Source organism: Bacillus alveayuensis, assembly GCA_030812955.1.
Lineage (GTDB): Bacteria > Bacillota > Bacilli > Bacillales > Aeribacillaceae > Bacillus_CB > Bacillus_CB alveayuensis.
In genome coordinates this window covers 22,368-42,001 of sequence record JAUSTR010000001.1, presented here as the reverse complement: position 1 = coordinate 42,001, position 19,634 = coordinate 22,368, and the positions used below count along the sequence as shown (strand labels likewise).

The window sequence follows — 19,634 nt, the reverse complement described above, 5'->3', positions numbered from 1 at the left end:
ACTTATATTTATTAAACTATATTTAAATGAACAAAAACAATGGGCAAATTAATAATCTTTTCACAATTTAGACATATTTTTTTGTGCAAACGAACAATATTGATTATTGATAATCATTTATTTTCATGAGATATAATAACACCAGTAAAATGACCGCATCATGAAAATTTCGCGGATCTAAGCCGATTTGATGTTGGATCCTGTCTAACCGATATTGTAAGGTGTTTCGATGAATGTGAAGCGCCTCTGCCGTATCCTTCATTTTCAGCTGACAATTAAATAGAACTTCTAATGTATGAATCAATTCAGTATTAAGCTGATGTTTTCCTGAAAAAAATTGATCTATAAATTCATTACGCAACTTTTCTGGGATGCTCGCAAGTAAACGAGTCAATTTCCATTCTGAAATGTGTGTTGATCGTTTTTCCGAATTAAATATTCGCATTAGTTCCAAACTCTGTTTAGCCTGAAAATAGGAATCTCGGTAGCCTTCAACCCCTATTGCTCGATTTCCAATTCCTATTCGCAATGATAATTTGTATTGTTTAAAATAGTTATGCAACTTATGTGCAATTTGCTTCTCTTCCACCACCTTATCACCTTTACACTTAATCGCCACTAAGCATGTTTCATTATCAATAAAAGAGTAAAAAGAAACAGATGGGATTACAGCCTCAATTCCACTTAAAATTTCATCTTTTTTTTGATTTAATTTCATCATTACATCAATATTTTCCCAACCATTAGATATTGTTAAATCCGAGAAATGCAATAAAAAAACAGCCATTTCCATATTAAAATCTATATTCAGCAAATGTTTTCCGTTTTGTTCTAATGTTTTTGCATCAAATAGTTGTGGGTGAATTAAATCATAAATCCAATTTTCTATTAGTTTATTCTTATATTGAAGGTGATTGTTTACATAAACTTGTTGAATCATAACCTCAACAGTAATTTTAATAATCCTAGCAAACTTATACAGTTCATCAGGATCTCCAGTCACACCAACAACTCCTACGATTTCACCTAAAAATTCGATGGGTAGGTTCACCCCAGGTTTTGAACCAGCAAATCTATCTAAATCATCAGGTGAGATCACTAAAGGTTTCTTGTTAGAAATGACATGGATTGCTCCTTCGTGAATTTGATCAATACGTGAGGGGTCACTACTTGCGACGATAACCCCTTGATCATTCATTACATTTATGTTGTAATCTAAAAATTCACTTAACTTGGCTAAAATTGGTTCAGCTAATTGACGTGTGATTTTCATAAGTTAACCTCTCTTTCTAAAGTATAGATAATATGTTAAATGAATATCACGATTTTATACCACTATTTGATAGCAATATCAAATTTTGAGCGTGCATGCGAATTCCTTTTTATGCATGCTTTCTTGACCTAAAAAGGTGCCTAACCCTAAAAGTGTTGGGCTAAGCACCTTCTTTACATATTATAACGGTAGCCATTGGAGCTTGATAATTACCTGAGCTGCCTGATGCAATAAAAAACAGATCCTATATAAGAGACATCTGTCCTAGTCGTTATCGTTCATTAGCCGATCTGTTCCATAAATTTGTTTGTTAAGCATTGTATAATTACTATCCCGTTTATTATTTTTGTATGGATTTTATTTTTAAAGTTTCATTCATGCGCATACTTGAGTATAATCCTGCAAAAAAAGGTAATAAGGCCACTAGCCCAATTGCCCATGTTACACCTAATAAATCTGCGATTATTCCAGCAATTAATGCACCAAACGCATAACCACTATCTCTCCAAAAACGGTACACTCCCATTGAAGATGCACGCCAGTTAGGTGCTGCAACATCACCAATTGCTGCCTGCAAGGTTGGATAAACCATTGCTGTACCTAAACCTAAAAGGATAGCACCTAAAATCCATAAAGAAAAACTGTTAACAAATAAGATATACCAAAGGGCAAATGCTTGTGTCCACATTCCATAGGTAATTAATTTTTTCCTTCCGACTTTATCACTCAATACTCCCGTAAACAACTGAAAGAATCCCCATGCGGCTGGATATATGGCTACTATTGTACCTATTTGACTTACACTTAAACCTGCATTAGTAAAATATAAAGGAAAGAGCCCCCAAGCCATCCCATCTTTCAAATTTGTTGTCAATCCAGAAAAACTAATACTAGAAAGGTTTTTATCCTTCCATGTTGTTAAGTTAAATACCTCTTTGGATGATAAATTATTATTGCTCTTAGTTTTTGTGGCATTATCTCGAATTTGAATCTTTAGATGCTGCCCAGTATCCTTTACAATTAAAGATAATAAAATTCCAATAATGACAATACCGATCCCTAAATAAAACGGCTCTGGTCTTAATGAGTAGGAAGAAGCAACATAACCTGATACTGCAGCCATTATTGCCACACCAGAATAGCCTGCGAATTCATTTAAACCTACTGCTGTTCCTCTTTGATTCGCTTTGGAAATGTCTATCTTCATATTAACTGTCATTGACCAAGTCAGTCCTTGGTTAATACCTAATAAAATATTTGCAAATACAATTACCCACCATGCATGTGCGAAAATAGTGAGAATAGGTACAAATAAACCAACGACCCAACCTAACAAGAGAACTCTTTTCCTGCCAAACTGATCAGCAATTTGCCCTGCAAAATAATTGACAATCGCCTTAGAAAAACCAAAACTAATGATAAAGGAAAGGGCTGCGCTTGTAGAAGCCAAACCAAACTGTTCCTCACCTAATAACGGTAGAACAGTTCGTTCAATCCCTACCATCGATCCAACAAACAAGTTTGTAACGACTAACAAAAGAAATTGAAACAGATTCTCTTTAATTCCAATTTTTGGTTGTACCATTACTTTCATCTCCATTTAAGAAAGCCTGAATTCATTCAGGCTTTCTTCTTATTTTCCTTGATTCGCTTTTCTAATTTCTTTAAAATTTTCTGGTTGTGGCGGAACTTCTTCAGTCATAAATTTCACAAACTCTTCTTTATTCTTTTTTTGTAAAGCAAGATTAAAACGTCTTTCAAATCCAATTGTGGAAGATGGTTTACCACTTAGACCTCTCCCACATACAGAACCAGAAAATGCTCCCGGATATACTTCCATATGATCATCTAATTTCATTAATTTTTGCAAACTGTCGTATAAGTTATTTGCTCCTTCTTCAGGAGATGAAGCCAATTCCGTCCGTCCAGCGTCTCCAACCATTAATGTATGACCAGTAAGAACAAACCACGGTTCATCTCCTCTTGTTGTATCTGTTACAACAATAGAAATGTGTTCTGGTGTATGACCGGGTGTATGTAAAAATGTTAATTTGGTATTCCCAACCATTAATTCTTCCTCATCTTTCACTGGTGTAAAATCAAATGTAGTTTCGGCTGAACTATGAAGAATATATTTAGCACCTGTTTTTTCTGCTAACTTTCTAGCACCTGAAATATGGTCTGCGTGTAAATGTGTATCAATAACATAAACAATGTTTAATCCTAACTTTTCGGCTTCTTTAATATAGAAATCCACTTCTTCTAAAGGATCGACAACCACTCCTTGTGACTGACTTCCACAACCAAATAAGTAAGAGGCAGCAACTGGATTCGTATGCAAATATTGACGAAATAACATATTTATACCCCCTGTTTAATGTTGTATTTGTTTCCACTCATTCACGCCTACTTCAAGCAACAACGCATTGTATCCCTTAGAACGTAGAAGTTCAACTGCTTCTGTCGCATAAACACAATAGGGCCCTCGACAATAAGCAACAATTTCTTTTTCTTTTGGTAAGGAACTAAGTCTTTCTTCCAGTTCCGAAGTGGGCATAGATATAGAATTTGGAATATGTCCTGACTCATATTCATCAACAGGTCTTACATCAATTAATATAATTGAACCTTCTTCCATTTTCTTGATCAGATCCTCAATAGTAATTGTCTTCAATTTATTCTTTCTTAAAATAAAATCGTTCCTAACATAATTTATCTCTGCAATTCGGTCTTCTGCTGTTTTTCTTAAAGCCAAGACCAAATTTCTAACTTTTTCACTGGCTAATCGATAAATGACATAATTTTTCTCTTTAGCAAACATCACTAACTTTGCTTCAAGTAAAGTCTGTAAGTGCTTTGAAGTATTAGCAACACTCATTTTTGTTTCAGTTGCCAAATATTCAACTGATTTAGGTCCCTGTGTTAACAAGTCTAATAATTCTAACCTCTTCGGACTAGATAATGCCTTTCCAATACGGGCAAACTCACCATAAATAAAATCTTTAAATTCTCTAGGTTCCAATACAACACCTCCTCCGAAAGGCATTCAACTATTCAACTTATAAATTGAATAGTATCACATAAGGTTTATTTTGTAAATATTTCTGTTCTAGAAAAAAATAAGCATGACTTATTTTAATCTTTTGGCATGCCTAATATGTTTTACATTATTTCTTTTAACCATTGAATGACTTGATTAATCTCATCTTTCGTTGTATACATACCTAAACTAAATCTAATTGCACCCTTGCCAACATTTTCAGGTACTTTCATCTCCTTCAAAACTGGTGATAGTTCAATACTGCCAGAATGAAGCGGAACCAGTAGAAGCAGCAAGATTAGGGATTGAAGATAATATGTCTTGACCGATCTTATTCACAAAACTCACATTCAATGTATTAGGTAACCATTGCTCCAAGTGTCCATTCAATACAACCTTCTCGCCAAACTCATTCTTTAATTGCATCCAAAAATAATCGGTTAATTCTTTTATTTTGTTGTTACCTACTCTATTTCGGGCAATTTCACATTGATGCTAGTATAGTTTCATGGACACCCTTTAGTGAAATATAATATTAACGAAGGGATGTGTCCTGCTATGGGTAACACAAGCGAAAAACGTAAAAGTTATCATGCTGAATTTAAGGAAATGGTGGTTGAGCTTTATCAAACTGGAACACCAGTAAAACAGATCTTGAGCGAATATTGTTAAAGCCGATTAAAAGCATTGAAAGGGTTTTAAAAAAAGCGAAGAAGGCACACACAAACAGGATGAGAGGATTAGAAAACGCTTACAAAATACCTATAAAAATCAAGTTGTTAAAACTAAATATATCCAACGTATAAAAACATCAAAAAAATCTCCCACAAACTCTTGACTCAATCTTATGAAATAGAGAATTACTAGATACAGTTGAAATATTCTAAAATATAAAATGGAGTTAAATTCTTTTAGATAAAAGTGCAGCGTGATACAGGTTACCTGCTCCGAAATAGCTCTTCAAATTGGTAAACAAGAAACATCTTGTTATATTGTGTAATCTTTCTTAACGAGATACTTAGCAAAAAATTTAAATTATGTAAAAATCAATTTGGAGGACACACTCATGAAGAAGGATGACTACTTTCATTTGAAAAACTACACCGGGAATCATTTACATGTAGACAACTTTAAAGATGAATTTTCCCCTTTCATCGAAGGAATTGCCTGGGAAAGAACTGATGGCACAATGGATTTATTTTTTGACGATTTAAAAGAGGAAGAATTTCAACAATTATTTGGAAATAAAGAACATTATTATGATAAATTTAAAGGTGGATTTATAGAAAATGTTCAAACAAATGAGGAAGCGTATGAAAAATTTCGTCAATGGGTGGATGAAGTACTGGAACCGTTTAGAAATGGCCAAAAATAAGCGAATGTTCCATTGAAAGGCATTTTGCAAAATTCCCCCATATTTTTACTACAAATGAAAGAAGGGATCTTATCACATGAAAAACGACAGTTGGAATGCAGCTTTGTATGATGCAAAACATTCATTTGTTTCCAAATTTGGAGAGCATTTGCTTGATCTGTTGGAGCCAAAAAAAGGTGAACGTATTCTTGATCTCGGCTGCGGTACGGGAGATTTAGCCTGGAAGCTTTACGAATTAGGAGTTGACGTCGTCGGAATTGATAAATCAGAAAATATGATTAATCAGGCTAAAGCAAAATACCCCGGTTTAACCTTTGAGGTGAAGGATGTTCTAAATCTTGGATACCGCAACAAGTTTGATGCCGTTTTCTCCAATGCAGTTCTTCACTGGATCAAGCCGCCAAAACAGGCGTTAATCAATATATACCAAGCCTTAAAGGAGAACGGCCGTTTTGTAGCGGAATTCGGCGGCAAAGACAATGTCAAAACGATTACCGATGCCATCCGAAATGAATTCAATAAATTGGGCATGGAGGAATTAGCAGACCAATTTCCCTGGTATTTCCCGAGCATTGGTGAATATTCATCGTTGATGGAAGAAGTGGGGTTCCGTGTCGTGTTCGCCCAGCATTTTGATCGTCCAACGCCATTACATGGGGAGAATGGGGTAAAAAATTGGATAGAGATGTTCGCTGGCATCCTGTTTAACAGTTTGACAAACGAAACAAAAAATCTTATCTTCACAAACGTGGAAAACAACTTGAAAAATGTCATATATAAAAATGGCATCTGGTTTGCTGATTATAAGCGAATTCGTGTTATCGGGATTAAAGAATAGCACATAAAAAGGCGCCTCATATCTTCTCGTATTGTTTCACCTTAAAGAAAGTGAACAATATGTAACTTTCTCAAAAAATTTTTGGAAAAAGCTAAATCTCCAAGAGCTTAAAGTTGCTTCTTATTTTCTCTTGATTTATGCTCAAATTAAAGGCTATTAGAATAACAACTAAGATCATCCATATATTTACAGAATATAAAAATAATGATAGCATAAAACGAACTATTTCAATAAGATTTATATGTTTTTTAGAATCGTAGAAAGGAGCATAGTAGTAAATGAGCAAAGTTGTAATTATCAATGGAAGTCCGTTTCCATCATCAAGATTAAATGGATTAATCCAATATGCAGAACAGCAATTGCAGCAAAAAGGAATTGAGATTGATCACATTCAAGTAGCACAGCTGCCTGCGGAAGATTTAATCAAGGCAAAATTCGACAGCGAGGCGATTCTGAACGCCAACCAAAAAGTAGAACAAGCTGATGGCATTATTATCGCAAGCCCAGTGTATAAAGCAGCTTATACAGGCGTATTGAAAACATACCTCGACCTACTTCCGCAAAAAGGGCTTTTGGGCAAAACAATACTTCCGTTGTTTATTGGTGGCACATTGGCTCACCTTCTATCTATAGATTATGCGCTAAAACCAGTGTTATCCACAATGGGAGGCAGATATATTCTAGGAGGAGTTTATGCCGTTGATGCCTGGGTAACCAGAAAAGAAAATGAACAATACAGCTTGTCAGAAGAGCTGGTGCAAAGATTGGACGCAGCAGTAGAGGAATTTGCGAATGCAATCAATCCAAAAAGCTGAGGAAAGTTGATCTTATTCGTTTCTTTAACAATGTAGCCTAAATAGCAAAGACAAGGGTGTACAACATAAGAATCGAGATAATTGAAAAGGAAAAATAGCCTAAAAATCCCTCATAATCGGCATTCGTGACAGACAGTATGACACCTGTCAGAACGGTGTTTAATACAATCGAAAAAACAATCGTCATGGCTCCCATCAACCATTTCGTGAAATAGATGACCGACCTATTATAAGGAAGACTTAATGTAAAATCGATCGTCCCTCTACTTCTTTCTTGACCTAACTGATAAATAGCCAGCAAAAATACGAAAATGCTATTGATTTGATGTAAATTATTTTCTTCAAAGCGAATCTGAAATGTGTCCTGTAAATATTCATTGTTTTGATAAAATATATAGTTTAGTAAAATCATAATTGGTAGTATAAAAGTGAGACCGAAAAAAACGGACAGAAATATTTTCCGATATTGATTCCATTCTTTTTTTAGTAATCCTAAAGCTACCATCTTCGTTTCCCTCCAAACTTCGCAAGAAATATTTCTTCGAGATTAACAGGAAGTTCATTCCATACTCGTGGAGAAAGAGATTTCAAAAAGGCTTTTTTTTCTTCATCTGCTTTCTTCAATAAAATCGTGTAAAACACACCTGCATGTTCAAGAATCTTGATTTCTTTTTCACGAATTCGTAATGAAACATCGTCTTCATAAGCAACTTGAATTTTTACAAATTCCTTATTCATCTCATCAACATCCATCACTTGAGACAGACAATGGTTATCTAAAAAACCAACACGATTACAAATCCGTTCAATATCTTCTAATCGGTGGGATGTGATGAAAATGCTTGTTTCTCTTTGAGCCACTTCCTCCATCATAAGTTGAAGAATATCATAACGTGTTACGGCATCAATCCCATCAGTCGGTTCATCCATTAAAATAACATCAGGTCTGGAAGCAAATGCCAAAATAAGAGATACTTGCTTTTTCAACCCTGTTGATAGCTCTTGGTAGCTTTTATTTTCAGGCAATCGGTAGCGATTCATAAGTTCATTAGCATAGGTTACATCAAATGTTGGATAAATCCCTTTCATCATGCTAACAAGCTGTTTAGACGTAAACGGTTCGAAAAAGGTATTCCGAACAGGGACATACAATATTTTTTCTTTACACTTTGGATGAGATCGTATTGGCTCATTGTTAAACAACACATCTCCTTCATCTGGCAGCAAAATTTGTTGGATAATACGAAGCAGCGTCGTTTTTCCAGAACCATTCCTTCCAAGTAAGCCAAACACTTCCCCTTTTTGGAGCGTCAAGTTTATGTTTTCTAATACCTTCTCTTTTCCAAGAGATTTCGATACATTTTTAATTTCGAGCATTTGTTTCACTCCCGATTTCTTCTTTTATTTCTTCAATCCACTGCTTGATTTGTTCAAAATCAACTCCTGCATAAAAAGCATCAATAATGAGTGGTTTTAACTGCTCTTTTATCATGTCAATCTTCCCTTCATCAATCGTTTTTCTCGCACTTTCTGATACAAATGTTCCTCTTCCTCGCAATGTTTCAATAATCCCTTGTCTCTCCAACTCCTTGTAAGCTTTTGAAACAGTATTTGGATTCGTAATAATCATTGCTGACATCTCTCGCACGGAAGGCAGTTTATCACCTGGTTTTAAAACGCCTTTAAAACATAGTTCTTTTAATTTATGAATAATTTGTTCGTAAATTGGAGTAGAACTCCTTGGGTCAATTTGAATCATCAAACTCCCTACTTTCTATTGACAGCTTATCAAAACACTATTTGCATTAAGTGTACTACATTAAGTAATACAATTAATACAATACACCACTTTACTTTTTTTGTCAATCACAATTTTTCAATGATAAAAGGGAGGATTCTTTTAGAACCCTCCCTTTTCATCCATTATTTTTTTTGCGTTCTTTGCAAATATTTATTCTTCGCTTCTTTAACTGGATCAAAATCTTGTCCCAACTCTATATCATTACTGTTTATCCCATTCTTCGTTTTTTGTTCTGGATTATTTTGCTTTGACCGCTTTTTCATTTTTCCGCCACCTTAATGCTCAAGTAAAATCATGTCATTTTGTAACGATTGTAGCCTTAATCTCATTCGGTACAATTGTTCTCGCTGCTCGGCATTTGCACTCATCTCTAATTGTGCAAGCTCTTCTAGTGTATTTTCCAGCATCTGCTGAGCTTTCGTATATTCCGTATCATTGTAGTGCTCTTGCTTGGCACCTTCTAAATATTGCTCCCTTGCAAAGTGTAAAGTATCTTCACAGCGTTGAATAAAATTCTCGACTGATTGTCTCGTTGCCAAGCCTCATCCCCCCTTCATCATGATGAAGCGAATGCATCATCATTCATAGTGTGTAATTTTTTTTCAAAACTTACACCCTTTTTAACGAGGAAATTTTTTGCACAATGATTTGTATTTGAGATACTCTTTCACCTTGTGATAGAATTTGAAAATGGTATATTACTCGCAGGAGGTTGCTCCAGGTGAAAAATGTAAATCCATTTCCTTATTCAAATGACCATAAACGTTATCATACATGGAATTATCACCTAAGGAAAACGTTTGGACATAAAGTGTTTAAAGTAGCACTTGACGGCGGCTTTGATTGTCCAAACCGCGATGGGACCGTCGCCCATGGGGGATGTACTTTTTGTAGTGCTGCTGGTTCAGGTGATTTTGCCGGTAACAGAGCTGACGACTTAGTCACACAGTTCAATGAAATTAAAAATAAAATGCACGAAAAATGGAAAGATGGCAAATATATGGCCTATTTTCAAGCTTTTACAAACACACACGCACCTGTTGAAGTTTTACGCGAAAAATACGAAACCGTTCTTGGACTAGATGGTGTCGTCGGACTTTCCATTGCAACTCGACCTGACTGTTTGCCTGATGATGTTGTTGAATATTTAGCGGAGTTGAATGAGCGCATCTATTTATGGGTGGAGTTAGGATTGCAAACGGTCCATCAAAAAACTGCGGATTTAATTAATCGTGCTCATGATTATGAATGCTATATCGAAGGTGTGCAAAAGCTTCGCAAACATGGAATCCGCGTTTGCTCTCATATTATAAACGGTCTCCCACTCGAAACGTATGATATGATGATGGAAACGGCACGCGAAGTGGCCAAGCTCGATGTCCAAGGCATTAAAATTCACTTGCTTCACCTCTTAAAAGGAACCCCGATGGTCAAGCAATATGAAAAAGGCATGCTTCAATTTTTATCGTTTGAAGAATACGTAAGCTTAGTATGCGACCAATTAGAAATATTACCACCGGAAATGATTATTCATCGCATCACAGGTGATGGTCCGATTGATTTAATGATTGGTCCAATGTGGAGTGTCAATAAATGGGAGGTATTAAATGCCATTGACTGGGAGCTAGAAAGACGAAACAGCTATCAAGGGAAATATTACAAAAGTGAACAGGTGAAGACCAAATGAAGCTTGATCGCATCCTCCCTTTTGCAAAAAAATTATTAGAAACAGCTGTAGCTAAAGGTGATATTGTCGTTGATGCAACGGTTGGCAACGGGCACGACACCGTTTTTTTAGCCCATTTAGTTGGTGAAAATGGCCAAGTTTTTGGCTACGATATTCAACAAGAGGCTATTATGCACACGAAACAAAAATTATTAGAAAACAACCTGTTAAATAGAGTGACATTATTTCATCAAAGTCATAGTGAGATTTTAAAAACGATTCCAGCAGCATACCACGGAAAAATAGCTGGTGCTATGTTTAACCTCGGTTATTTGCCTGGCGGAGACAAAAGAATAGTCACAAAACCTCATACAACCATGTCAGCGATTAAACAGCTATTATCCATATTAAAGAGGGAAGGAATCATCGTACTTGTTATTTATCATGGACATCAAGAGGGAAAAGTAGAACGAGATGCTGTTGTCCAATTTGTCCAAAGCTTGGATCAAAAGGTAGCACACGTTCTCGAATATCGATTTATCAATCAAAAAAACAACCCACCATTTATTATTGCGATTGAAAAATGTTAAAGGCTGAATCCTATATCTACTGATTATAAGTTTGATCAAGGCAGTGCCAGACCTCACATAGCGTGAGGTCTGAAACTTATAGGTCATCCTCCTTTCCTTTAAGAAGACTTTAATAAGTTCCATTTTTGAAATGTTCGATAAGCACGGCCATTTAAATAAAAGAAAATCGAAGTAGATCCCCCTAAACGTATCAGCTTTCGAACAGCCTTCCATAATTGTTTTTGTTCATAAACCTTATCATCTGATAAATAAATACCAAGCAGCCCTCTATTAATGAGGCGGTGGAATTTTTCATGTGGAATGCCTTGCAAACTTTTATCCGCTTCGATTACAAAATGCTCAAGACGATTCAATAACATTGTTTCACTCTCATAATAATGGCAGAAATTTAAATCCCCTTCTTGTTCATCCTCTTGTTGATCAATGAAATAATCAAGCAAAATATGGAGACCTTGAACATACGGAAAATATCCGTATTTTATTTGTTTAGCAAGCTCTTCTGTAAAATGTTCTTGAAATGCATAAGAGACTAAACAAAAAATGCCTAATGTCGATCCTGCACAAGCCGAAAACTCATACCATTCCATCTCTGGTAAGTGCGGGCGATAGCTTTCAAACCATTTTTCTAATCGCGGAATTCTTTCATCAACTTTCACATGCTTATGTACTTGCAAATCACAATAATATCGACAAAGCTCTCGTAAATGATCGACGATTAGAGGATAATGTTTTAGCTTTCGTAATATACGTTGACAAGTTAACACAAGATCCTGCAAATATCCGCCATCATCTTGGTCTTTTCGAAATTGATAATAATTTTTTACATCTGCATTAATCGTAAGAGCATCATCCATCGATTGATGAAGCATGCGAAAATCTTTCGGATCCAAAGAGGTACTCCGATCACATAAATTATCCAAATAATCGCTTATCGTTTGATAGGCTACAATAAACTCTATACACGTTTCCAAATGATTTCTGGCAATAATAGATAAAATACTGCCGCCTTCACAATGAAAGGTTTTAGTTTGAATACTATTAAGTGCTTGCTTTTTTAATTCCTCATTTGGAATATTTTCTGCTCTTTTTTTCCAATATTTTAAATAATGATGTACGGTCGGTAATACATCTCGATAAACTTTTCTCATTAACGTGATTGGATGTTCTGGAATGCTCAAATATTGTCACCTCTCTGGGCGTCATAATGTTTCGTTCGTTGTCCTTCAACAAATTGCTTCGCTTTTTCAAAAACAAGCTCCCGTTCAGGTTCATTGAATATTTCGTGATATAAGCCGTCCCACTCTAAATACGTTTTATCTTGAATATTTAACTGATGAAACCATTTCTTCACAAAGGCTTTATCAACTATTTTATCATCTCCTCCTTGCATTAAAAGAAGTGGGGTATTAGGAAATTGTGCCACTTTTTCAAAAGCTTGTTCGATCCCTTGAAGCAATTCACGATACCATCTTACAGATACTTTTTTCACATATAACGGATCATTTTCGTCCTTATGCTGTACTTCTTTATTTCTAGTTGCTATTTTGACATTTAATTTCGAATCAAAGCGAATCGATGGCACAAATATATTTAATCCTTTTGAAAGTACATCAAGTACCTTATTTGGTTTATGTATAAGACCTAAACAAGGTGATGATAAAATTACACCTTGCAGCTTTGGCTTCTTTTCTTGTAATGTTCTTATAGCCACAAGTCCACCCATGCTATGACCTAATAAAAAAATTGGCAAGTGAAATGATTTTGCATAACGTATCCACCCATCAACACATTCTACATATTCATCAAACGATTGAATATGTCCCCTTTTTCGAGAAGTTGTTCCATGCCCAGGTAAATCTCCCATGACAACATGATACCCAGCTAAACGCCACATTTCGATTAGCCATTTATAACGTCCGTGATGTTCAGCTGCCCCATGAATCATGACGATCACAGCCTTCCCTTCCTCCGCTGTCCACTTCCACATAGATGAAGCCCCCTTTCCGTTTTCATCACTCATCTGTATAATGAAAGAAAAAAATTGAAAGGACGGAGCAATAATGATTTATCCTTACAAAAATACAAAGCCTAAAATTGCAAAAACTGCCTATATTGCCGATTATGTCACCATTACGGGTGATGTTCAAATTGGGGAGCATTCAAGCATTTGGTTTCAAACTGTCATCCGCGGTGATGTATCTCCAACGATAATCGGCAACCGCGTGAATATACAAGATCAGTGTTGTCTACATCAAAGTCCAAACAAGCCTTTAGTCATTGAAGATGATGTTACGGTTGGACATCAAGTATTAATACATAGTGCCATTATACGGAAAAACGCTCTCATTGGCATGGGATCAATTATTCTTGATGGTGCCGAAATCGGGGAGGGGGCATTTATCGGTGCTGGAAGCTTAGTTCCACCTGGCAAAAAAATCCCTCCGAATTGCTTAGCCTTCGGTCGACCTGCAAAAGTCATTCGTGAATTAACGGATCAAGACCATAAGGAAATGGAACGGATTCGCCGTGAGTATGTTGAAAAAGGCCAATATTATAAGCAAACAAATCCTATTCAGAAAGAAGAATAATTTCGCAACTCTGTTTATAATGTTATCATGAAAAGTATCTTTTTTCGCTTTAATAACCCTTTTTTCATGACATTGTCATATAATACAATGAATCCTCCAATGTTTAGAGATGGGGGACTTTTTCAGTGGACAATCAAACATTTGGAATCAAAAATTTGATAATAATGGTTTACGAACAACAAAAATTAAAAATTTTTTACAAAATGTTATCATTTCCTAAACGTTTCTCCTCTAAAATGAAGACATAAAATCTTAACAAAAAGGAGCAAAAGTGTTTTGAGTAAGCTGATTGGGAACATTTATGACTTTGAATGTAAATTATTTAAGTTCGTAAACCGACACTTCGAAAAGAAAGTATTAAATCATTATTTTCGTATGATCACTCATATCGGCGGTGCTGCATTTACCATTTCCTTATGCCTTTTCCTTATTTTCTTAACAAAGGAGCCGATTAAAATCGTGGCTATTTCAAGTGGCGCCGCTTTATTGTTTAGCCACATCCCAGTGGCGATCATGAAAAGAATTTATCCCCGTAAACGCCCTTATATTGTGCTGCATGAAACAAAAGTATTACAAAATCCTTTAACAGATCATTCTTTTCCATCTGGTCATACTACCGCAATTTTTTCAGTCATTACACCGTTTATTTTATTCATACCTAAACTAGCTATTCTCTTATTCCCAATAGCCTTCAATGTAGCCATTTCTCGTATATATTTGGGGCTGCATTACCCTTCCGATGTACTTGCAGGGATGTTTCTTGGTAGTTTCGTAGGTGCCATTTGTTATACATCCATTTTCTTATGAAAGAGGGGTTAAAAATGAAGGTTGCTATTTTCACAGATACGTTTTTTCCTGATGTAAACGGGGTAGCACGAACATTAAAAAGGTTTACTCACCACTTACAGGAGCGAGGTCATCAATTCCGTATATTTGCACCTGAAAGTACGAACGATCATTTATTTTCAAATCATATATATCGTTTTACAAGTTTGCCGTTTTTTCTCTATCCTGAATGCCGCCTCGCTTTACCTAATATGCTTCAAGTGAAAGCAGAGTTGCTACGTTTTCAACCAGATATTATTCATATTGCTACACCTTTTAATGTTGGCTTATGCGGGTTACACTACGCAAAAAAATTAAATATTCCATTAGTCGGCTCCTATCATACTGATTTTGATCAATACTTAGAATATTATGATTTGCAAATCTTTGCGAAATTACTTTGGAAATATATGCACTGGTTTTATCGACCTTTTCGAAAAATTTTCGTACCATCCCATTTTACATTGGAACAATTAAAAAGACATGGATTTGCAAACATGTCTATATGGTCAAGGGGTGTCGATTGCAAACTGTTTCATCCCCATTATGATAAGCTGGAGGTTCGACAAAAATATGGTATAAACGAAAAATATATTTTATCTTACGTAGGCCGAATCGCTCCCGAAAAAGATATTGAGACATTATTAAACATTATCAATCAGCTTCCTAATGATATAGCGAGAAATGTACGCTGGCTTATTGTCGGTGACGGTCCATTAATGACGTATATGAAAGAAAAAGCGTCTGAAAATGTGACCTTTACTGGATATTTAAATGGAACGGAACTCGCTAAAATTTATTCTACCAGTGATATATTTGTATTCCCTTCCCCAACAGAAACATTTGGAAATGTCGTTTTAGAGGCAATAGCATCTGGAACTCCTGTCATTGGAGCGAACTCAGGTGGTGTTAAAAATATTATTCAACACGGTAAAACGGGGATCCTATGTGAACCAAAAAATACAGAACAATTTATTGATCGCATAACCGATTTATTAACACATCACTCCATGCGAATCCAAATGGGGCATGAAGCTCGAAATTACTCACTCTCCCAAACATGGGAACAAATATTAGATCGATTAATAAAAGAATATGAAGAAGTCATACACGACGAAAACGGTGTTCAATATGCCTAGCACTCATCATTTTTTTATACTATTTTTAAAGAAATCTTATCTACATGAAGCTTTTAGTAATAAGGGAGATGAATCCTAGCTAACTTTAAGTACGCATATACGTAAAAATCCCCTCAAGGTGAGGGGATTTTCTAATGATTATAACGCCTGATTGCGAAGTGCCTCTGCTTTATCTGTTCGTTCCCAAGGCAAATCTAGATCGTTGCGGCCGAAGTGACCATACGCAGCCGTCTTTTTATAAATCGGGCGGCGCAAATCGAGCATTTTTATGATACCAGCTGGGCGTAAATCAAAGTTTTTCCGGACAAGTTCAACTAATACATCTTCTGAAACTTTTCCTGTTCCAAATGTATCAATAGAAATCGATACAGGTTGAGCAACACCAATAGCATAAGCAAGCTGTACTTCACATTTGTCAGCAAGTCCTGCTGCTACAATGTTTTTAGCCACATAACGAGCAGCATATGCCGCAGAGCGGTCTACTTTTGTCGGATCTTTACCGGAAAATGCTCCACCTCCATGGCGTGCATATCCACCGTATGTGTCAACAATAATTTTTCGTCCTGTTAAACCAGCATCTCCTTGTGGTCCCCCAATAACGAAACGTCCAGTCGGGTTAATAAAGTATTTCGTATTTTCGTCAATTAATTCTTTCGGAACGACATGATCAATGACATAGTCTTTAATGTTTCGTTTGATTTGCTCTAATGTAATTTCTGGATGATGTTGTGTTGAAACAACGATTGTATCAATACGAACGGGTTTGTCATTTTCATCATATTCAACGGTTACTTGTGTTTTTCCATCTGGCCGCAAGTAAGGTAAAATTTCCTCTTTTCGTACTTCAGTTAAACGACGAGCTAATTTGTGAGCTAATGAAATTGGAAGAGGCATTAATTCTTTTGTCTCGTTGCAGGCAAAGCCAAACATTAATCCTTGGTCACCAGCACCGATCGCTTCAATTTCATCATCTGTCATTTGACCTTCACGAGCTTCTAAAGCTTTATCTACCCCCATCGCAATATCTGGAGACTGTTCGTCAATAGATGTTAAAACAGCACAAGTTTCTGCATCAAAACCATATTTTGCACGAGTATAGCCAATATCTTTTACCGTTTCACGAACAATTTTTGGAATATCGACATATGTGCTCGTTGTAATTTCTCCGCTTACTAATACTAAACCAGTCGTAACAGTCGTTTCACAGGCAACTCTTGCATTTGGGTCTTTTTCTAAAATAGCATCAAGAATAGAATCTGAAATTTGGTCACAAATTTTATCTGGATGGCCTTCTGTAACAGATTCAGATGTAAAAAGGCGACGCTTTTTAGTCATGAACTTTTTCCTCCTCATAAAAGTTGATCTATTACGATGGGGTTTATCATTCCCATCAAACATTAGACGGATCTCATTACCCTCATATTGATGATGGTTCTCTTATACATCGTTGCAATGATTCATTTATTATATAAGAACTGAAAAGAAAAAACCTTTCCCTATTCGAGGAAAGGTTGATGATCATGTTCATTGCCTTTCACTCTTATCGATCAAGGACAATACCTTGCAACAGGTTAGCACCATTGCTAGGAAAATGCCTGCATTTAAGGGCCTAATCCAATTGTTTTCAATCCTGCAAGAAAACATTGAATGCGACATTTTTCTCAAGCCGGTTGCTGGGCTTCATTGGGCCTGTCCCTCCACCAACTCGGGATAAGAGTATCCGTTCAAGCAATTATCTTACAGGAAAATTTATTTGATTGTCAACAAAAAGTGACAAGAATCTTCATTAGTATTTAGATAAAATATTTCCTTATGTAAAAAATAATAGGAAATCACCTATTTTTTAAAGTTTATGAACAAAAAACAAGAATTAGTATAGACTATTTTTATAAATGTGTTATACTATTTTTGAGCTAAATAATTTACGGTTTGAATCTTTAAAAAAGGATGGTATGAGTGATGAATACAGTGGATGTATCCAATGAATTGCTTCGTTTATTAAATGGTTCGAATATTTATCAAAACTTATCCGTTCCTCAGTTAGTTGAAAAAGTTCTCGCACGCAAAGAGGGAATTTTAACTTCAACTGGTGCAGTTTGTGCTACAACAGGTAAATATACAGGACGTTCACCTGAAGATAAATTTATCGTTGAAGAAGCTTCCACTAAAGATAAGATTGATTGGGGAAGCGTCAATAAACCTATTTCAGAAAAAGTGTTCGAAAAGCTTTATTTAAAAGTGATCCAATACTTAAAAGAAAAAGATGAAATTTTCGTATTTAATGGATTCGCAGGTGCAGATGAGAAATATCGTCTTCCCATTCAAGTGGTAAATGAATTTGCATGGCACAATTTATTTGCTCATCAATTGTTTATTCGACCAGAAAACGAGGAGCAGCTAAAGCAGCATGATCATCCATTTACCATTATTTCTGCTCCAAATTTTAAAGCAGATCCAGAAGTTGATGGAACAAATTCTGAAGCTTTTATAATCATATCATTTGAAAAACGAATGATTTTAATCGGTGGAACTGAATATGCAGGTGAAATGAAAAAATCCATTTTCTCTGTTATGAACTACCTACTTCCTGAAAGCGGCATTTTATCTATGCATTGCTCTGCCAACGTTGGTCATGAAGGTGATGTTGCGCTATTCTTTGGCTTATCTGGAACAGGTAAAACAACATTATCAGCTGATCCAAATCGCCGCTTAATCGGCGATGATGAACATGGATGGTCAAATTCTGGTGTCTTTAACATAGAAGGAGGCTGCTATGCTAAATGCATCGGCCTATCAGAAGAAAAAGAACCACAAATTTTTAATGCAATTCGTTTCGGCTCTGTTTTAGAAAATGTTGTCATTGATGAGGAAACTAGAGTGGCAGACTATGACAACGCTTTTTATACTGAAAACACACGTGCCGCTTATCCGATTGATGCTATGGACAATATTGTGAAACCGAGCATTGCAGGACATCCTAACACAATTGTCTTTTTAACAGCTGATGCTTTTGGTGTGCTGCCACCAATAAGTAAATTATCAAAAGAGCAAGCGATGTACCATTTCTTAAGCGGATATACAAGTAAACTTGCCGGGACTGAAAGAGGCGTTACTTCACCGCAAACAACATTTTCAACATGCTTTGGTTCTCCGTTCCTGCCGCTTCCTGCAACGCGTTATGCTGAAATGTTAGGACAAAAAATTGACGAGCATGGAGTAAAAGTGTTTTTAGTGAACACAGGATGGACAGGTGGAGAATATGGCGTTGGACGTCGCATGAAGCTTGAATATACAAGAGCAATGGTGCAAGCTGCTCTAGAAGGTGAGCTAGACCATGTTGAAACAGTAAAAGATGAAATTTTCGGTCTTGAAATTCCTCTACACGTTCCGGGAGTTCCAGATGAGGTGCTTCAACCAGCGAAAACATGGGATGATCCTGAAGCATATGTACGAAAAGCAAAGGAATTAGCACAAGCATTTAAAGATAATTTCAACAAATTTTCAAATGTTCCAGAAGAAATTAAAAAACTAGGCGGACCAATTGTGTAATCACCACCTTAATATATTCCTATTATTAGGCATGAGTCAGATCATCGGCTCATGCTTTTTTATTTTTATTTGTGAGTAAACTCTTCACTATACTAAGACATTTTATAATTTTTCAGAAAACTAAAATTTTTACCT

Annotated in this window: 21 protein-coding genes and 1 riboswitch; of the genes, 9 read left to right on the top strand and 12 right to left on the bottom strand. The window is 35.9% G+C overall.

The annotated features are described in order from the left end of the window. Positions 1-103: 103 nt before the first annotated feature. The 4 genes from J2S06_RS00230 to J2S06_RS00215 form a co-directional block, all read right to left on the bottom strand. The gene (locus tag J2S06_RS00230) at positions 104-1,273 is read right to left on the bottom strand and encodes a CdaR family transcriptional regulator (protein ID WP_419150910.1); all 1,170 of its coding nucleotides are present in this window, start codon (positions 1,271-1,273) and stop codon (positions 104-106) included. 340 nt (positions 1,274-1,613) lie between these two features. Beyond that, positions 1,614-2,858 (bottom strand): MFS transporter, encoded by a 1,245-nt coding sequence (locus J2S06_RS00225; protein ID WP_419150909.1) that lies wholly within the window; start codon positions 2,856-2,858, stop codon positions 1,614-1,616. A 48-nt stretch (positions 2,859-2,906) separates the two neighbouring features. Further along, complete coding sequence (locus J2S06_RS00220; protein ID WP_419150908.1) at positions 2,907-3,632, bottom strand: MBL fold metallo-hydrolase; 726 nt, start codon at positions 3,630-3,632, stop codon at positions 2,907-2,909. 15 nt (positions 3,633-3,647) lie between these two features. Further along, positions 3,648-4,295 carry an ArsR/SmtB family transcription factor gene (locus tag J2S06_RS00215; protein ID WP_419150907.1) on the bottom strand — a complete coding sequence of 216 codons (648 nt, stop codon included), beginning with the start codon at positions 4,293-4,295 and terminating at the stop codon, positions 3,648-3,650. Positions 4,296-5,379: 1,084 nt separating this feature from the next. On the opposite strand from J2S06_RS00215, the gene J2S06_RS00210 reads away from it, so the two are divergent. The 3 genes from J2S06_RS00210 (at position 5,380) to ssuE (ending at position 7,341) form a co-directional block, all read left to right on the top strand. Continuing rightward, positions 5,380-5,688 carry a hypothetical protein gene (locus J2S06_RS00210; protein ID WP_419150906.1) on the top strand — a complete coding sequence of 103 codons (309 nt, stop codon included), beginning with the start codon at positions 5,380-5,382 and terminating at the stop codon, positions 5,686-5,688. A 76-nt stretch (positions 5,689-5,764) separates the two neighbouring features. Then, a complete protein-coding gene (locus tag J2S06_RS00205; RefSeq protein WP_419150905.1) occupies positions 5,765-6,526 on the top strand; it encodes a class I SAM-dependent methyltransferase in 762 nt (253 codons plus the stop codon). Positions 6,527-6,804: 278 nt separating this feature from the next. Next, positions 6,805-7,341 (top strand): NADPH-dependent FMN reductase, encoded by a 537-nt coding sequence (ssuE, locus tag J2S06_RS00200; RefSeq protein WP_419150904.1) that lies wholly within the window; start codon positions 6,805-6,807, stop codon positions 7,339-7,341. Between the two features lie 37 nt (positions 7,342-7,378). Here ssuE and J2S06_RS00195 read toward each other — a convergent pair whose 3' ends face one another. The 5 genes from J2S06_RS00195 to J2S06_RS00175 form a co-directional block, all read right to left on the bottom strand. Continuing rightward, complete coding sequence (locus J2S06_RS00195) at positions 7,379-7,846, bottom strand: ABC transporter permease subunit (RefSeq protein ID WP_419150903.1); 468 nt, start codon at positions 7,844-7,846, stop codon at positions 7,379-7,381. Beyond that, positions 7,840-8,718: an ABC transporter ATP-binding protein gene (locus tag J2S06_RS00190; protein WP_419150902.1), complete on the bottom strand. Its 879-nt coding sequence runs from the start codon at positions 8,716-8,718 to the stop codon at positions 7,840-7,842. The genes J2S06_RS00195 and J2S06_RS00190 overlap by 7 nt, the downstream gene beginning before the upstream one ends. Further along, the gene (locus tag J2S06_RS00185) at positions 8,705-9,100 is read right to left on the bottom strand and encodes a GntR family transcriptional regulator (RefSeq protein WP_419150901.1); all 396 of its coding nucleotides are present in this window, start codon (positions 9,098-9,100) and stop codon (positions 8,705-8,707) included. Before J2S06_RS00185 ends, J2S06_RS00190 begins: the two co-directional genes overlap by 14 nt. Before the next feature lie 164 nt (positions 9,101-9,264). Continuing rightward, positions 9,265-9,405, bottom strand: a complete 141-nt coding sequence (locus J2S06_RS00180) for a hypothetical protein (protein WP_044747121.1) — start codon at positions 9,403-9,405, stop codon at positions 9,265-9,267. 12 nt (positions 9,406-9,417) lie between these two features. Then, entirely contained in the window at positions 9,418-9,681 is a 264-nt protein-coding gene (locus J2S06_RS00175; RefSeq protein ID WP_044747120.1) for a YtzC family protein, read from the bottom strand. A 182-nt stretch (positions 9,682-9,863) separates the two neighbouring features. Between J2S06_RS00175 and J2S06_RS00170 the strand changes: the two genes are divergently transcribed. Both J2S06_RS00170 and J2S06_RS00165 read left to right on the top strand, forming a co-directional pair. After that, positions 9,864-10,829: a TIGR01212 family radical SAM protein gene (locus tag J2S06_RS00170; protein WP_419150900.1), complete on the top strand. Its 966-nt coding sequence runs from the start codon at positions 9,864-9,866 to the stop codon at positions 10,827-10,829. Continuing rightward, positions 10,826-11,398 (top strand): class I SAM-dependent methyltransferase, encoded by a 573-nt coding sequence (locus tag J2S06_RS00165; RefSeq protein ID WP_044747118.1) that lies wholly within the window; start codon positions 10,826-10,828, stop codon positions 11,396-11,398. The genes J2S06_RS00170 and J2S06_RS00165 overlap by 4 nt, the downstream gene beginning before the upstream one ends. A 98-nt stretch (positions 11,399-11,496) precedes the next feature. On the opposite strand, the gene J2S06_RS00160 is transcribed toward J2S06_RS00165, so the two are convergent. Continuing rightward, positions 11,497-12,576 carry a tetraprenyl-beta-curcumene synthase family protein gene (locus J2S06_RS00160; RefSeq protein WP_419150899.1) on the bottom strand — a complete coding sequence of 360 codons (1,080 nt, stop codon included), beginning with the start codon at positions 12,574-12,576 and terminating at the stop codon, positions 11,497-11,499. Beyond that, complete coding sequence (locus J2S06_RS00155; protein ID WP_044747116.1) at positions 12,573-13,385, bottom strand: alpha/beta hydrolase; 813 nt, start codon at positions 13,383-13,385, stop codon at positions 12,573-12,575. Before J2S06_RS00155 ends, J2S06_RS00160 begins: the two co-directional genes overlap by 4 nt. 73 nt (positions 13,386-13,458) lie before the next feature. On the opposite strand from J2S06_RS00155, the gene J2S06_RS00150 reads away from it, so the two are divergent. The 3 genes from J2S06_RS00150 to J2S06_RS00140 all read left to right on the top strand — a co-directional run bounded on the left by J2S06_RS00150 (position 13,459) and on the right by J2S06_RS00140 (position 15,950). After that, positions 13,459-13,986: a gamma carbonic anhydrase gene (locus tag J2S06_RS00150; protein WP_419150898.1), complete on the top strand. Its 528-nt coding sequence runs from the start codon at positions 13,459-13,461 to the stop codon at positions 13,984-13,986. Between the two features lie 276 nt (positions 13,987-14,262). Further along, a complete protein-coding gene (locus J2S06_RS00145) occupies positions 14,263-14,793 on the top strand; it encodes a phosphatase PAP2 family protein (protein ID WP_419150897.1) in 531 nt (176 codons plus the stop codon). Between the two features lie 14 nt (positions 14,794-14,807). Further along, positions 14,808-15,950, top strand: a complete 1,143-nt coding sequence (locus J2S06_RS00140; protein ID WP_419150896.1) for a glycosyltransferase family 4 protein — start codon at positions 14,808-14,810, stop codon at positions 15,948-15,950. Between the two features lie 138 nt (positions 15,951-16,088). Here the strand turns inward: J2S06_RS00140 and metK are convergent, their stop codons facing one another. After that, positions 16,089-17,285 carry a methionine adenosyltransferase gene (gene metK, locus J2S06_RS00135; RefSeq protein WP_419150895.1) on the bottom strand — a complete coding sequence of 399 codons (1,197 nt, stop codon included), beginning with the start codon at positions 17,283-17,285 and terminating at the stop codon, positions 16,089-16,091. 202 nt (positions 17,286-17,487) lie between these two features. After that, positions 17,488-17,667: riboswitch (SAM riboswitch) on the bottom strand. A 242-nt stretch (positions 17,668-17,909) separates the two neighbouring features. On the opposite strand from metK, the gene pckA reads away from it, so the two are divergent. After that, positions 17,910-19,499: a phosphoenolpyruvate carboxykinase (ATP) gene (gene pckA / locus J2S06_RS00130; RefSeq protein ID WP_044747111.1), complete on the top strand. Its 1,590-nt coding sequence runs from the start codon at positions 17,910-17,912 to the stop codon at positions 19,497-19,499. Positions 19,500-19,634: the final 135 nt, after the last annotated feature.

Coding starts and splice junctions, on each gene's coding strand:
- J2S06_RS00195 (WP_419150903.1), bottom strand. CDS start 7,846: ATGGTAGCTTTAGGATTACTAAAAAAAGAATGGAATCAATATCGGAAA.
- J2S06_RS00150 (WP_419150898.1), top strand. CDS start 13,459: ATGATTTATCCTTACAAAAATACAAAGCCTAAAATTGCAAAAACTGCC.
- metK (WP_419150895.1), bottom strand. CDS start 17,285: ATGACTAAAAAGCGTCGCCTTTTTACATCTGAATCTGTTACAGAAGGC.
- J2S06_RS00210 (WP_419150906.1), top strand. CDS start 5,380: ATGAAGAAGGATGACTACTTTCATTTGAAAAACTACACCGGGAATCAT.
- J2S06_RS00225 (WP_419150909.1), bottom strand. CDS start 2,858: ATGGTACAACCAAAAATTGGAATTAAAGAGAATCTGTTTCAATTTCTT.
- J2S06_RS00205 (WP_419150905.1), top strand. CDS start 5,765: ATGAAAAACGACAGTTGGAATGCAGCTTTGTATGATGCAAAACATTCA.
- J2S06_RS00230 (WP_419150910.1), bottom strand. CDS start 1,273: ATGAAAATCACACGTCAATTAGCTGAACCAATTTTAGCCAAGTTAAGT.
- J2S06_RS00180 (WP_044747121.1), bottom strand. CDS start 9,405: ATGAAAAAGCGGTCAAAGCAAAATAATCCAGAACAAAAAACGAAGAAT.
- J2S06_RS00220 (WP_419150908.1), bottom strand. CDS start 3,632: ATGTTATTTCGTCAATATTTGCATACGAATCCAGTTGCTGCCTCTTAC.
- ssuE (WP_419150904.1), top strand. CDS start 6,805: ATGAGCAAAGTTGTAATTATCAATGGAAGTCCGTTTCCATCATCAAGA.
- J2S06_RS00155 (WP_044747116.1), bottom strand. CDS start 13,385: ATGTGGAAGTGGACAGCGGAGGAAGGGAAGGCTGTGATCGTCATGATT.
- J2S06_RS00165 (WP_044747118.1), top strand. CDS start 10,826: ATGAAGCTTGATCGCATCCTCCCTTTTGCAAAAAAATTATTAGAAACA.
- J2S06_RS00185 (WP_419150901.1), bottom strand. CDS start 9,100: ATGATTCAAATTGACCCAAGGAGTTCTACTCCAATTTACGAACAAATT.
- pckA (WP_044747111.1), top strand. CDS start 17,910: ATGAATACAGTGGATGTATCCAATGAATTGCTTCGTTTATTAAATGGT.
- J2S06_RS00190 (WP_419150902.1), bottom strand. CDS start 8,718: ATGCTCGAAATTAAAAATGTATCGAAATCTCTTGGAAAAGAGAAGGTA.
- J2S06_RS00140 (WP_419150896.1), top strand. CDS start 14,808: ATGAAGGTTGCTATTTTCACAGATACGTTTTTTCCTGATGTAAACGGG.